The following is a 13,827-nucleotide window of genomic DNA, read 5'->3' on the forward strand; positions in this document are numbered from 1 at the left end:
CCGCCCAGCGACTACGCTAGTGATAAAGGACAAGCCAGGGCCAACTCACTATGGGCGCACTATGGCGATCCGACCCAGCACCGCCTGTAAGCGAGCGCAAAGCCGCTACCGCGGTGCAGCTCGAACCTCGGCGGCAGTCCCACCCTGTGCGCTGGGCAGTCGGCGTCATCCTGATGCTTCTGCTGGTGATCGGCGCGGCCCTGCTGATCTATGAACTGCGCACCGCCTACTTCCAGTCCAGCGAACTGAGCCGCTACGCCGCGCAGCTGACCTATCAGGTCGAAAACGGCCCCAGCGACGCGATCATTTACCCGCGTGCCGGTCCTTTCGATCAACGCATGGGTTACAGCCACCTGCCTACTTTCATCGAGCGCCTGCAGAGCCGAGGCTTCGAGGTGTTGCAGCAGAGTCACTTCTCTGCGGCGCTGATGGCTTACGCCGAACGCGGCTTGTTCCCGCCCTTCGCGGAAAAGGCGCAGACCGGGGTCAATATCGAAGACTGCCGTGGCTCGCCCTTCTACACCGTGCGCAATCCCCGACAACGCTACCCGAGCTTCACCGCCATTCCGCCACTGGTGGTCGGCAGCCTGCTGTTCATCGAAGACCGCAAGCTGTTGGCCAGCGAGCCCGCCGAAGCGAACCCGGCGGTGGACTGGCCGCGTTTCAGCAAGGCGGCGCTCTCGCAGATTGGCAAATACGTCGGCATGCAGGACCAGTCCGCGGGCGGCAGCACCCTGGCCACGCAACTGGAGAAGTACCGGCATTCGCCAGATGGCATCACCCATGCGCCCGCGGAGAAACTGCGGCAGATGGTATCGGCCAGCGTGCGCGCCTATCAGGGCGGCCCACAAACCCTCGAAGCCCGGCAGAACATCGTGCGTGACTACCTCAACAGCGTACCGCTATCGGCTGCACCGGGGCACGGCGAGGTACACGGCCTGGCCGACGGCTTGCGCATCTGGTACGGCGCCGACTTCGCCACCACCAACCGCCTGCTCGACCCGCAGCGCTCCAGCGACGCCAGCCTGGCCGAACGGGGCTTGGCACTGCGTCAGGTGCTGTCGCTGATGATCGCCCAGCGGCGGCCCTCGTACTACCTGTCGAAGGGCCGTGACGAGCTCGCCGAGCTGACCGACAGCCACCTGCGCCTGCTGGCCAGCGGCGGCGTGCTCGACGACGATCTGCGCGATGCCGCTCTGGCCCAGAAGGTGACCTACCGCGACTGGCAGACCGACCCCAACCTGCAACGGGTCGATAGCGACAAGGGCATCAGCATGGCCCGGGCGCGGCTGGCCAGCCTGCTCAACCTGTCCTACTACCAGCTCGACCGCCTCGATCTGGATGCCCGTTCCAGCCTCAACTCGGACCTGCAGCAGCAGGTCAGCCTGTACCTCGAACGACTCGCCGACCCGGCATTCGCCGAAAGCGTCGGGCTGTTCGGCGACCGCCTGCTGTCGCCCAGCAAGACCGCCGACGTGCGCTACAGCTTCACCCTGTTCGAGCGCACACCCAATGGCAATCAGGTTCGAGTACAAACCGACAACACCCACCAGCCGTTCGATATCAACGAAGGCAGCAAGCTGGAACTGGGCTCCACCGCCAAATTGCGGGTAATGGCCACCTACCTGGAAGTGATCGCCGAACTGCATGCACGGCACGCCGGCATGAGCGCTGCACAACTGCGCGCTCAGGATATCGCCGACCAGGATCTGCTCAGCCGCTGGGCCATCGACTACCTGCTGCGCAACCCGGGGGCCGAGCTCACCAGCATGCTCGACGCGGCACTGGAGCGGCGTTACTCGGCCAGCCCGGCGGAGCGCTTCTTTACCGGCGGTGGCCTGCATACCTTCGGCAACTTCCGCCGCGAGGACAACGGCCGGCTGCCAACCCTGCGCGAGTCACTGCGCGAATCGATCAACCTGCCGTTCATCCGCCTGATGCGCGATCTGGTGCGCTACAGCACCTATCAGGCACCGGGCAACAGCGCCGAGTTGCTCAAGGACGACAAGGACCCAAGGCGCCAGGAGTACCTGAGCCGCTTCGCCGACCGCGAGGGCACCACCTTTCTGTTGCGCTTCTGGCGCAAGTACCAGGGCCAGTCCGCCCAGGAGCGGCTGGACACCTTCATCGGTGGCCTGCGCCTCACCGATACGCGCCTGGCGGCCGTGCACCGCTATCTGATGCCGGGTGTCGATCAGGCCACGTTCGGTAGCTTCATCAAGGCCCACCTGCCAGGCAGCCCACCAAGCGAAAAGCGCATCGCCGATCTGTATACCCGCTATGGGCCGGGTGCCTTCAGCCTGCCGGACCAGGGCTACATCGCCCGAGTACATCCGCTGGAACTGTGGCTGCTCGCCTACCTGATCGATCATCCACAGGCCGCTTTCGATGACGCCGTGGCCGCCAGCCGCGACGAACGCCAGGAGGTCTACGGCTGGCTGTTCAAGAGCCGCCACAAGAGCGCTCGGGACAGCCGCATCCGCATCATGCTGGAAGTCGAAGCCTTCCTGGATATCCATCAGCGCTGGCAGAACCTGGACTATCCCTTCGAGTATCTGGTGCCGTCCCTGGCCACCGCCATCGGCAGCTCGGGTGACCGGCCAGCGGCATTGGCCGAGCTGATCGGCATCATCCAGAACGACGGCGTGCGCCTGCCCACGGTGCGTATCGACAGCCTGCACTTCGCCGCCAACACACCCTACGAAACGCGCCTGGGCCATGTGCTGGAATCTGGCCGCCGGGTAATGGCGCCGGAGGTCGCCGCAGCGCTGCGCGAGGCGCTTTCCCAGGTGGTCGATGGCGGCACGGCACGGCGCCTGCAAGGCACCTTCACCCTGGCCGACGGCAGCCCGCTGATCCTCGGCGGCAAGACCGGCACCGGCGACAACCGCCTGACCAGCGTGGGCCGCGGCGGCCAGGTGATCAGCTCACGGGTACAGAACCGCACCGCCACCTTCGTGTTCTTTCTCGGCCCGGATCACTTCGGCACCCTCACCGCCTTCGTGCCCGGTCGTGCAGCGGAAAGCTTCCGCTTCACCTCGGCGCTACCCGTGCAGGTGCTCAAGGGCATGCAGCCGATTCTCGCCCCCTACCTGCAAACTGCCGCCCGCACCCTCTGCGCCCCACCTCCCCAACAACAGACGGCGCAATTGATACGCTAGAGCGTGATCGTCATGCACGAGAGCCGTAGGGTGGGCTTCAGCCCACCAATCGCCCACCCCAACAGGGATCCGACACCCACTGCCAAGTGCACGGCAGCCACCACCCAGTCAGGATTCGATTCGGCTGGCTGGTTGGTGGGCTGAAGCCCACCCTACTAGACTTCGCGGGCAATCCAGCCAGCGTGAACATTTTGGGAGCGCGCCGTGCGCGCGAATCACGGGCATGGCCCGTTTCCACAGGTAGGGCATCGGCGCGCCTACTGAGCCTGCTTGCAGCCGTAGGGTGGGCTTCAGCCCACCAATTGCCCGCCCCCAACAGAGGTCCGACACCCACTGCCAAGAGCACGGCAGCCACCACCCAGTCAGGATTCGATTCAGCTGGTGGGCTGAAGCCCACCCTACGGGACTTCGCGGGCAATCCAGCCAGCGTGAACATTGTGAGCGCGCGCCGTGCGCGCGAATCACGGGCATGGCCCGTTCCCACAGGTAGGGCATCGGCGCGCCTACTGAGCCTGCTTGCAGCCGTAGGGTGGGCTTCAGCCCACAAAAGTCGCATGCCCGCCTCCGCCTTGAAGTGATCCATGTCCGTATCGGCCGCGAACTTCACATGCTCACAAACGCTCTTGGCCGGGTCTCAGAAACCTAAATCACTGAGGCTCGGGTGATCGTCCGGGCGGCGGCCCAGTGGCCAATGAAACCTGCGCTCGGCTTCGGCGATTGGCTGTTCGTTGATGCTGGCATGGCGTGCGCGCATCAGGCCGTCCTCGGCGAACTCCCAGTTCTCGTTACCATAGGCGCGGAACCACTGCCCACTGTCGTCGTGATACTCATAGGCGTAGCGCACGGCAATGCGGTTGCCGGTAAAAGCCCACAGTTCCTTGATCAGCCGATAGTCGAGCTCACGGTTCCACTTGCGGGTCAGAAAGGCTTCGGCCTCGGCGCGATTGGTAACGAACTCGACGCGGTTGCGCCAGCGCGTGTCGAGGGTATAAGTCAGTGCCACCTTGGCCGGGTCGCGGCTGTTCCAGCCGTCTTCGGCCAGACGTACTTTTTCGATGGCGGATCGTTCGTCGAACGGAGGAAGCGGTGGACGGGACATGGCGGAACTCCTTGCTGTGGATTGGGATGTGCACGCTTCACGCATGACCATTGGGCTGGCCGGTTCGCTCAGAGCGCCAGTTCAATACGCTCGTTACCGGCATGTTGCGGCTGCGCCGGAACCGCGCAGCAGATCAATACCTCGTTGTCGTCGAGCTTGGCGGTGGGCTCCTTCAGGTAACTCACTGCACCTTCGAGCAATCGGGTACGGCAGGTACCGCAGGAGCCTTCGCGGCAGCTGAATTCAGGCTCCAGGCCACGGGCCTCGGCCAGTTCCAGCAGCGTGCCCGATTCCGGTGTCCAGCGCGCGTCCTTCAGCGACTCGCTGAACAGCACCGGCACCGGTCCGGTCGCTGGCGGCACGACCACCGCAGCGGCAGCTGGCTGATCGGGGCGACGCACCAGAGACGCCGGCCCGAAGCCTTCGGCATGGATGCGCCGGTCAGCGATGCTGTACCCGCGCAGGCCATCGTACAGGCCCTGGGTGAACGCCGGCGGCCCGCACAGGTAGAAGGCGTAGTCGTCGAAGGCCAGAAAGCGGCTCAGCAGCGCCATGTCGATGCGCCCTGCAGCGTCATAGTCGACCCCTGGCTCGGCGCCCTGAGTATCGCCAAGCACCCGCACCAGCCTGACCGCGCCCTGGGCGGCGGCGACCAGATCAGCGAGTTCGCGGTCGAAGGCGCGCTCGGCTTTCGAGCGGGCGGCGTAGAACAGGGTGACCGGCCTGATCCGTTGCCGGCGCCAGCCTTCGTAGACCACATGGTGCAGCATCGCCAGCATCGGCGTGATGCCAATACCACCGGCCAGCAATACCAGCGGCCGCTCCTCCTGCGGATCCAGCGTGAAGGCACCGGCCGGGGCGCGGGCTTCGATCAGATCGCCTTCATGCAACCGATCATGAAGGAACTGCGATACCCGTCCCTCACGTTTGACGCTGATCCGGTAGATGCCAGCGGACGGCGCGACCGACAGGGTGTAGGTGCGAATCAGCGGCTTTTCGCCCTCGCCAAGCTGCAGCCGAATTGGCAGGTGCTGGCCGGCCAGGTGCGGCAGCAGCCCCGCGCCATCGACCGGTTCCAGATGCAGAGAGCGGATCGACTGACTTTCCTCGACGATGCGCGAGACCTTCATGGCTCGCCATTGAGTGGCGTACTGGGCGGCGTGCAGCCGGCTCGCGGCCTGCAGCCAGTTACCGGTCATCAGCGAGCTATCCGCCCAGCCATCGGGACGAAGTGCCCAGCGCAGGGCCAGGCCGCCCGGGCGGCGCACGATACGCCGTGGGCGGAACGTCCACAGCCGCTCGGCGCCCTGGAAGGCGGCGATCTCCGGTGAGTCGAAGATGATCTCGGCCTCACCGCTCATCTGCAGCACATCGCCCGTGGCAAAATCCACGAACAGCAGACCAGCCTTGCCGTTGAGCACGATGTTGCCAAGGGTGGAGAAAAACAGATTGCCATTGAAATCGGGGATGGTCAGGGTGCCCCCCTCGTCCACGCGGACGAAGCCCGAGTTGCCACCACGGTGGGACACATCGACCTGCCGGCGTCCCTGAACATCGGCATAGGAGGCGACGAAGAACGCATCGGTCTGGGCGATCAACTCACGCGCAGCAGCGTCCAGCGCAGCGAGTTCCTCGACTTCCCCCGCAAACGGCACAGCCGGATCACGGGCGAAGGTGAAATCGCGCTGCTGTATGTAGCGCGGGCAGTTGCCGAAACTCTGCTCCACCTCGACGCGCAAGCCTTGTGCCCCAGCGGCCACCACGCCGTTCATGCGGTTGCGCCGGCGAGTGTGCAGTTCGATCCCCAGCAGCCCGAGTGCGGCACCCTCGTGCATGCCCTGCCCGACAGGATCATCGGGATGCGGGCGCGCGGCGAGATCCAAGGTGCTGGGCGTCGGCGACGCCATGAAACCTGCCCGGCCTTCGAGAATGCCAGCCCAGGCGTCGCCCTTGGCATCCACGCTGCCCAGCACGATGAACGGCAGTTGGGCATAGAACTCACGGTGCTGATCAGGCATGAAGTCACGCACCACGCGCCGGCCGACCGCATCCATCCGCTCGGCGACACCGAGTTTTTCCTGGATGAGCTTCTCGCCCTGATGCCAGACGGGCGACGGGTTCGAGGTGTCGTTCATGTGCGTATCTCCCGATGTCCGAAAGGCGACGTGGCAGCTCAAGCGTTGGCGGTCAGCCCGGCCGGGGTCTGCGGGATGGCGACGAAGCCGGGCAGCGCCTCGATACGCGCCAGGAAGGCATTCACCTGCACGTAGGAGGACAGGTCGACGTTGCCTTCCGGGGCGCGGGCGAGATAGCTGTAGAGCGCCACGTCAGCGATGGTCGGATGATCGGCAGCCAGCCACTGGCGACCTGTCAGATGGCGCTCCAGGCGGGCGAGCAGCACATGGGCGCGAGCAATCACTTCATCGGCGTTGAAGTCGTAGCCGAATACGGTGATCAGGCGCGCCGCAGCCGGTCCGTAGGCCAGTTCGCCGGCCGCGACCGACAACCAGCGTTGCACCGCAGCCGCACCCGCGGCGTCTTCCGGCAGCCAGTCGGTACGGCCGGTTTTCTTGGCGAGGTAGACGAGAATGGCGTTCGAATCGGCGATGACGACTCCATCGTCCTCCAGCACCGGCACCTGGCCAAAGGGGTTGAGCGCGAGGAACTCAGGCTGTTTGTTGGCTCCGCCGGCCAGATCGACCTCGACCAGTTCGGGCTTGAGGCCAAGCAGCGAAGCGAACAGAACGGCGCGGTGGGCATGGCCTGACAGTGTGACGTGGTGAATTTTCATGGTTCGGCTCCTGGTGGACGGTGGGCCGGGAGACGTCCCGATCCGTGCAACCAGCTTGCTACCGAATCAAAATTCGAGGAATAGGCGCTTTCGACACTACTTTATTGCGAAAAACGGAATAGTCGTACTGCGCCCCACCGCTGCCCGACGCCGGGAAATGTTCAGATCGGCAACTGCCCCATCGCCCAGCGCAACAGAAAAAAGATCACCAGCCCGCCGCCAATGGTCGCCAGCAAATGGCGGGTCAACACGGCGATCATGATGGTCGCCAAGCCGGCCAGCAGGTAAGCGTTGTCCCAGCTCAGCGCCCAGTTGCGCCCGTCGGGCAGCAACATGGCGGGTACCACGATGGCCGTGAGCACCGCGGTCGGCACGTAATGCAGGGCCTGGCGCACTGCCTGGGGAAAACGCAGGTCGGGAAAGGCGAACAGGCTGTAGCGCGTGGCGAAGGTGATCGCCAGCATGCCGAAGATCAGGATCCAGTTTTCCATCAGCACATCTCCTCCTGCTGGGGCGCCTGGCCGCGTTCGAGCAACACGCCCACCACGATGCCGGCGCAGGCAGCGGCCATCAGCCCGAGCTTGTAAGGCAGGTCATGAAAGATCAACGCGACCACTGCGGCCACCAGCGCGGCGGCGACCTGCGGGCGGTTGCGCAGCATCGGCACGACGATGCCGACGAAGGTGGCGATCATGGCGAAATCCAGGCCCCAGGCAGCGAGGTTGGGCACGGCCTGGCCAAACAGCAGGCCGATCAGCGTGCAGCCGACCCAGTTGCCATACATGGCCAGGCCGGCCCCCAGGAAATACCAATGCTTGTCGGGCGAGTCGTCGCTTCGCGCATAACGCTGCTGCACCACCGCGAAGGCTTCGTCGGTCAGCCAGAAGGCCAGCGGCATACGCCAGCGCTTGGGCAGATGGCGAACGAAAGGCTGCAGGGTGGCGCTGTACAGCGCGTGGCGCAGATTCACCACCAGGGTGGTCAGCCACAGCACGGCCAGGGTGGCACCGCCGCCCAGCAGGCTGATGGCGATGAACTGCGCGGACCCGGCGAACACCAGCACCGACATGCCGACTGTCTGCCAGGCGTTCAGCCCGGCGGCACCGGCCAGGCTGCCGTAGATGATGCCGAACGGCATGGCACCGAGCAGCATCGGCAACATATCGCGCAGGCCCTGCAGGAACTCTTGGTATCGAGACATCGGCTTATCGCTTGACTGAAAAGACCGCCGGCGGGCGATCAGGAGCGAGTGAGGCTAGCCCGCCCTACTCCTGCTGTCTTGAACAATCTTGCGCAGTTCTCGTGATGCCAGGGTATCTGTGGGAGCGAGCGGGGACGCCTGGTCCATGCCCGCGATTTTTCGCGCGCATGGCGCGCTCCCACCAGTGCAATTCGCAGGGAAAGCTGCGGTATCACTCAACCACAGGTTGCAGGGCGCGGCGGCAGGCGTTGCGGTACTCGCCGGGGGCCACGCCATACACCTGCTTGAACTGCCGCGTCAGGTGGCTCTGGTCAGCGAAGCCTAGTTGCAGGGCAACGCTCAACGGCGCGCAGCCATCACGCAGTAGCGCCCGTGCCTGTTCCAGCCGCCGCTGTTGCAGCCAGGCATGGGGCGGCAGGCCGGTAGCGCGGCGAAATACCCGGGCGAAATGAAAGGGCGAGAGGTTCACCGCAGCCGCCAATGTCTCCAGTGAAGGCGGCTCGCCAAGGCGCGCCGCGAGCAGCTCCTTGGCGAGGATGACAGCACGCGGCTCCTGCCCCGGTAGCGGCGCCTGAGTAACACCCGCATGCCGCTGGAACAGCATCAGCAGCGTTTCCCGCCATGCCGTCTGCTGCTGCAGCGCACTGGCATCGCTGTCGAGCAGACGGTGCAACTGAGCGAATGCCTGATGCAGCGGCACGTCCTGCAACACACTGGCGGCGAAAGAAGGCAGGCCGCGCTGGGCCAGCCCCAGTTCCTCGAGCACGCCGTTCACCTGGGCAGGAGCCGGATAGAACGCCCGATAGAACCAGCCCTGCTCATGGGCCGCCGAGCCGGTGTGCACCTCATCCGGGTTGATCAATACCATGCTGCCGACAGGAGCCAGATGATCGGCACCGCGATGGCGAAAACGCTGCGCGCCGTGTTCGATTACGGTGAACACGAAGCCTTCGTGGACATGCGGGGTGAAGCGCTGCTTGATATAGCGCGCCTGCAACAGCTCGACTCCGGCCAGCGCCGAGCTTTCCCAGAAGCGGGTGCGTTCGCTGGAGTCCATGGGGGATCAGACGCCGAAGCGTGCCTCCAGGCCGGCCTTGACCACCGGCCATTCCTGGTCGGTGATGCTGTACATCACGGTATCGTCGAGCCGCCCGTCAGCCAGACGGCGATGGTTGCGCAACAGCCCTTCGCGGATAGCGCCGAGCTTTTCGATGGCGCGCTGGGAACGCAAGTTGCTGCCAGCGGTTTTCAGCTGCACACGGACCATCTGCCAGCTTTCGAAGGCGTGGCGCAGCATCAGGTACTTGATCATGCTGTTGAGCCCGGTGCCATGCTGGCTGGCATCCAGCCAGGTCCAGCCGATTTCCACGGCCGGCAGGGTTGGCGCGAAATCGGCGAAACGGGTGGTGCCGACCAACTGATCGCCCAGGCGGATCACGAACGGCAGCGCCCGATCCTCACGCTGATCGTGCAGGGCCTGGCGATACCAGTCCAGGCGCTGGGTACCGCTCATGTAGACCAGCTCCTGGCGATTGGCCTCGGCCAAAGTCACCAGCGCCGGAATATCCCCATCGAGCAACGGCTCGATGCGCAGGGCACCACGTTGCAGGGTGATCAACTGCGGCTTGAACATCGACTCTCTCCACGAACAACGGTGCCAGGCCCATCAGTCTCGCACCGAATATAAGACCTGTCTGCCCTGAACGACCTCACCACAGGGTGCCGCAGCGACGTCGCCGTTGCATGTGCGACCTTGGTCGCGCCTGACGTTGCGGCACTTTACTGCGACACTACTGCGCTATGTTGTGTGCCTGAAGGCACCGCCGGGCGTGCCAAGATACGACCCGAGTAAGCGTCCCCAAGTTTTCCGCGGAGTGTGCATGTCGCTGTCCAGTTGGCTTATCGCTGCAGTCGCCCTGCTCTACATGGCCGTTCTGTTCGCCATCGCCTTCTACGGTGACCGTCGGCGCAAACCGCTGCCGCCCCGGGTACGTGCCTGGGTCTACAGCCTGTCGCTGGCCGTGTACTGCACCAGCTGGACCTTCTTCGGCGCCGTCGGCCAGGCCGCCGAGCAGTTGTGGTCGTTCCTGCCGATCTACCTCGGACCGATGCTGCTTCTGCTGTTCGCTCCCTGGGTGATCGAGAAGATGGTGCTGATCAGCAAACAGGAAAACATCACCTCGATCGCCGACTTCATCGCTGCCCGCTATGGCAAGTCGCAGTCGCTGGCCATCGTCGTCGCGTTGATCTGCCTGGTTGGCGTGCTGCCCTACATCGCCCTGCAACTCAAGGGCATCGTGCTCGGCGTCAACCTGCTGATCGGCTCGGAAACCGATGCCGACGGCACGCGCGCGCAAGACACCGCGCTGATCGTCTCGGTGATCCTGGCGCTGTTCACCATCCTGTTCGGCACCCGCAACCTCGACGTCACCGAGCACCACCGTGGCATGGTGCTGGCCATTGCCTTCGAGTCGCTGATCAAGCTGCTGGCCTTCTTCGCTGTCGGTGCCTTCGTCACCTATGGGCTGTACAACGGCTTCGGCGATCTGCTCGGCCAGGCCCAGCGCAACACCGAACTGGAAGATTACTGGGCGGTGGCGGTGAACTGGCCGGCGATGCTGGTACAGACCTGCATGGCGATGATCGCCATCGTCTGCCTGCCCCGTCAGTTCCACGTCACCGTGGTGGAAAACACCGACCCGCGAGACCTGCGCCTGGCCCGCTGGGTGTTTCCGCTGTACCTGCTGCTCGCCGGCCTGTTCGTCATTCCCATCGCCCTGGCCGGGCAGATGCTGCTGCCAGCCGGGGTCAGCCCGGATTCGTTCGTGATCAGCCTGCCCCTCGCCGAGGCTCATCCGGCCCTGGCCCTGCTGGCCTTCATCGGCGGTGCCTCGGCGGCCACCGGCATGGTGATCGTCGCGTCGGTGGCGCTGTCGACGATGATTTCCAACGACATGCTGCTGCCCTGGCTGCTGCACCGCAAAAGCACCGAGCGGCCGTTCGAAGCCTTCCGCCACTGGATGCTCACCGCGCGCCGGGTCAGCATCGTGCTGATCCTGCTGCTGGCCTACGTGTGCTATCGCCTGCTCGGCACCAACGCCAGCCTGGCCACCATCGGGCAGATCTCGTTCGCCGCCATCGGCCAGCTGGCACCGGCCATGTTCGGCGCCCTGGTGTGGAAGCAGGCCAACCGCCGTGGTGTGTTCGCCGGCCTGATCACCGGCGCGGCACTGTGGGTCTACACCCTGGTGCTACCGGTGCTGGCCCGCGGCCTCGGCTGGCCGCTGGATATCTTCCCCGGCCTGCGCACCCTGCTGTACGCGCCAATCGGCTTCGAAGTGGATGCCCTGACCCGCGGCGTGGTGCTGTCGCTGGCCGGCAACCTGACGCTGTTCGCCTGGGTATCGTTCTTCTCGCGCACCCGGGTTTCCGAGCACTGGCAGGCCGGGCGCTTCGTCAACCACGACTTCGGCAGCAAACAAGGCGGCCGCACCATGCTCGCGGTACAGGTCAACGACCTGTTGCTGCTCGCTGGCCGCTTCGTCGGCGCAGAACGCGCGCAGCACAGTTTCAGCCGCTTCGCCGCTCGCCAGGGCAAGACCTTCAACTCGGCGCAACCGGCCAACAGCGAATGGATCGCCCACACCGAACGCCTGCTGGCGGGCGTGCTCGGTGCTTCATCGACACGCGCGGTGGTGAAAGCGGCCATCGAAGGCCGCGACATGCAGGTCGAAGACGTGGTGCGCATCGTCGACGAAGCCAGCGAGGTGCTGCAGTTCAACCGCGCGCTGCTGCAAGGCGCCATCGAAAACATCAGCCAGGGCATCAGCGTGGTCGATCAGTCCTTGTGCCTGGTGGCCTGGAACCATCGCTACCTGGAAATCTTCGAGTACCCGGAGGGGCTGATCTGCGTAGGGCGCCCAATCGCCGAGATCATCCGCTTCAATGCCGAACGCGGCATGCTCGGCAGCACCGATGTCGAGGAAAGCGTCGCCAAGCGCCTGTACTGGATGCGCCAGGGCACCGCGCACAGCTACGAACGGGTATTCCCCAACGGCCGGGTCATCGAACTGATCGGCAACCCGATGCCCGGCGGCGGCTTCGTCATGAGCTTCACCGACATCACCGAATTCCGCGAGGCCGAGCGCGCGCTCAAGGCCGCCAACGAGGGCCTCGAGCAGCGCGTTGCCGAGCGCACCTTCGAGCTGTCGCAGTTGAACAGGGCGCTGACCGCCGCCACCGGTGTAGCCGAAGCGGCCAACGCCTCGAAAACCCGTTTTCTCGCGGCAGTCAGCCATGACCTGATGCAACCACTCAACGCTGCCCGCCTGTTCTCCGCGGCCCTCTCCCACCAGGAAGAGGCGCTGCCCCGGGAAGCTCAGGAACTGGTGCGCCACCTCGACAGTTCGCTGCGCTCCGCCGAAGACCTGATCAGCGACCTGCTGGACATCTCGCGCCTGGAAAATGGCCGCATCACCCCGGACCGCAACGCCTTCGTGCTCAACACGCTGTTCGATACCCTGGGCGCCGAATTCAAGGTGCTGGCGACGGAGTACGGCGTCGACTTCCATCGGCAAGGCAGCACCTTGCGCGTGGACAGCGACATCAAGCTGCTACGCCGGGTGCTGCAGAACTTCCTCACCAACGCCTTCCGCTATGCCAAAGGCCGGGTGCTGCTGGGCGTGCGCCGCCAGGGTGGGCACCTGCGCCTGGAAGTCTGGGACCGCGGGCCGGGCATTCCCGAGGACAAGCGCCAGACCATCTTCGAAGAATTCAAACGCCTGGACAGCCACCAGACCCGCGCCGAAAAAGGCCTGGGTCTTGGGCTGGCCATCGCGGACGGACTGTGCCGGGTGCTCGAGCACAGCCTCGAAGTGCGCTCCTGGCCAGGCAAGGGCAGCGTGTTCAGCGTCACCGTGCCCATCGCCCGCAACCAGACGCCCGCCCTGCAACGCACGCGCCCCGAAGGCAACGGCCAGTTGCTGACCGGCACCCAGGTGCTGTGCATCGACAACGAGGAAAGCATCCTCACCGGCATGCACAGCCTGCTGTCGCGCTGGGGCTGCCAGGTGTGGTCGGCGCGCAACCGCGCCGAGTGCGAACAGCTGCTGGCAGACGAAGTGCGCCCACACCTGGCGCTGGTCGACTACCACCTCGACGAAGGTGACACCGGCACCGAACTGATGGCCTGGCTGCGCACCCGCCTCGGTGAGCCGGTTCCCGGCGTGGTGATCAGCGCCGACGGCCGCCCCGAACTGATCGCTCAGGTGCACGCCGCAGGCCTGGACTTCCTGCCCAAACCCGTCAAGCCAGCGGCCCTGCGCGCACTGATCAGCCGTCATCTGCCGCTGCTGTAAGCCACAAGCGGCCAATCATGATCACAAAAACGGTGTCGACGGACCGGACCACGCAAGTGAAGTATCGCCGCCCACTATCGTGGGAGCGCGCATGCGCGCGAATCGCGGGCATGGCCCGCTCCCACGAATTGCTGGCGCCCGCGCAGGTGAAGCGTCGCCATCCCACGACGGTGGGAGCGCGCCATGCGCGCGAATCGCGGGCACGGCCCGCTCCCACA

Annotated in this window: 9 protein-coding genes; 2 read left to right on the forward strand and 7 right to left on the reverse strand. The window is 65.2% G+C overall.

Going from position 1 to position 13,827, the window contains the following annotated elements; all coding sequences use genetic code 11:
- Window positions 1-50: 50 nt before the first annotated feature.
- The gene (locus ACT9T4_RS14625; protein WP_499117623.1) at window positions 51-3,161 is read left to right on the forward strand and encodes a transglycosylase domain-containing protein; all 3,111 of its coding nucleotides are present in this window, start codon (window positions 51-53) and stop codon (window positions 3,159-3,161) included.
- 634 nt (window positions 3,162-3,795) lie between these two features.
- On the opposite strand, the gene ACT9T4_RS14630 is transcribed toward ACT9T4_RS14625, so the two are convergent.
- The 7 genes from ACT9T4_RS14630 to ACT9T4_RS14660 all read right to left on the reverse strand — a co-directional run bounded on the left by ACT9T4_RS14630 (window position 3,796) and on the right by ACT9T4_RS14660 (window position 9,885).
- A complete protein-coding gene (locus ACT9T4_RS14630) occupies window positions 3,796-4,260 on the reverse strand; it encodes a nuclear transport factor 2 family protein (protein ID WP_499117625.1) in 465 nt (154 codons plus the stop codon).
- 68 nt (window positions 4,261-4,328) lie between these two features.
- Window positions 4,329-6,395, reverse strand: coding sequence for a 2Fe-2S iron-sulfur cluster-binding protein (locus ACT9T4_RS14635; protein WP_499117627.1), 2,067 nt, complete (start codon window positions 6,393-6,395; stop codon window positions 4,329-4,331).
- 38 nt (window positions 6,396-6,433) lie between these two features.
- Complete coding sequence (locus tag ACT9T4_RS14640; protein ID WP_042552135.1) at window positions 6,434-7,051, reverse strand: glutathione S-transferase family protein; 618 nt, start codon at window positions 7,049-7,051, stop codon at window positions 6,434-6,436.
- Between the two features lie 161 nt (window positions 7,052-7,212).
- Window positions 7,213-7,542, reverse strand: a complete 330-nt coding sequence (locus ACT9T4_RS14645; protein ID WP_499117629.1) for an AzlD domain-containing protein — start codon at window positions 7,540-7,542, stop codon at window positions 7,213-7,215.
- Complete coding sequence (locus ACT9T4_RS14650; protein ID WP_179537656.1) at window positions 7,542-8,252, reverse strand: AzlC family ABC transporter permease; 711 nt, start codon at window positions 8,250-8,252, stop codon at window positions 7,542-7,544. The genes ACT9T4_RS14645 and ACT9T4_RS14650 overlap by 1 nt, the downstream gene beginning before the upstream one ends.
- Before the next feature lie 211 nt (window positions 8,253-8,463).
- Window positions 8,464-9,309, reverse strand: coding sequence for a helix-turn-helix transcriptional regulator (locus tag ACT9T4_RS14655; protein WP_499117631.1), 846 nt, complete (start codon window positions 9,307-9,309; stop codon window positions 8,464-8,466).
- A 6-nt stretch (window positions 9,310-9,315) separates the two neighbouring features.
- On the reverse strand, window positions 9,316-9,885 hold the full coding sequence (locus tag ACT9T4_RS14660; protein WP_042552131.1) for a GNAT family N-acetyltransferase: 570 nt from the start codon (window positions 9,883-9,885) through the stop codon (window positions 9,316-9,318).
- Window positions 9,886-10,132: 247 nt separating this feature from the next.
- On the opposite strand from ACT9T4_RS14660, the gene ACT9T4_RS14665 reads away from it, so the two are divergent.
- Window positions 10,133-13,609 carry a hybrid sensor histidine kinase/response regulator gene (locus ACT9T4_RS14665; protein ID WP_042552130.1) on the forward strand — a complete coding sequence of 1,159 codons (3,477 nt, stop codon included), beginning with the start codon at window positions 10,133-10,135 and terminating at the stop codon, window positions 13,607-13,609.
- Window positions 13,610-13,827: the final 218 nt, after the last annotated feature.

The sequence above is a fragment of the Pseudomonas sp. SZ40 genome (genome assembly GCF_052958135.1).

Excerpts from the sequence above, each read along its gene's own strand:
- ACT9T4_RS14625 (WP_499117623.1), top strand. The coding sequence starts at position 51 with ATGGGCGCACTATGGCGATCCGACCCAGCACCGCCTGTAAGCGAGCGC.
- ACT9T4_RS14630 (WP_499117625.1), bottom strand. The coding sequence starts at position 4,260 with ATGTCCCGTCCACCGCTTCCTCCGTTCGACGAACGATCCGCCATCGAA.
- ACT9T4_RS14635 (WP_499117627.1), bottom strand. The coding sequence starts at position 6,395 with ATGAACGACACCTCGAACCCGTCGCCCGTCTGGCATCAGGGCGAGAAG.
- ACT9T4_RS14640 (WP_042552135.1), bottom strand. The coding sequence starts at position 7,051 with ATGAAAATTCACCACGTCACACTGTCAGGCCATGCCCACCGCGCCGTT.
- ACT9T4_RS14645 (WP_499117629.1), bottom strand. The coding sequence starts at position 7,542 with ATGGAAAACTGGATCCTGATCTTCGGCATGCTGGCGATCACCTTCGCC.
- ACT9T4_RS14650 (WP_179537656.1), bottom strand. The coding sequence starts at position 8,252 with ATGTCTCGATACCAAGAGTTCCTGCAGGGCCTGCGCGATATGTTGCCG.
- ACT9T4_RS14655 (WP_499117631.1), bottom strand. The coding sequence starts at position 9,309 with ATGGACTCCAGCGAACGCACCCGCTTCTGGGAAAGCTCGGCGCTGGCC.
- ACT9T4_RS14660 (WP_042552131.1), bottom strand. The coding sequence starts at position 9,885 with ATGTTCAAGCCGCAGTTGATCACCCTGCAACGTGGTGCCCTGCGCATC.
- ACT9T4_RS14665 (WP_042552130.1), top strand. The coding sequence starts at position 10,133 with ATGTCGCTGTCCAGTTGGCTTATCGCTGCAGTCGCCCTGCTCTACATG.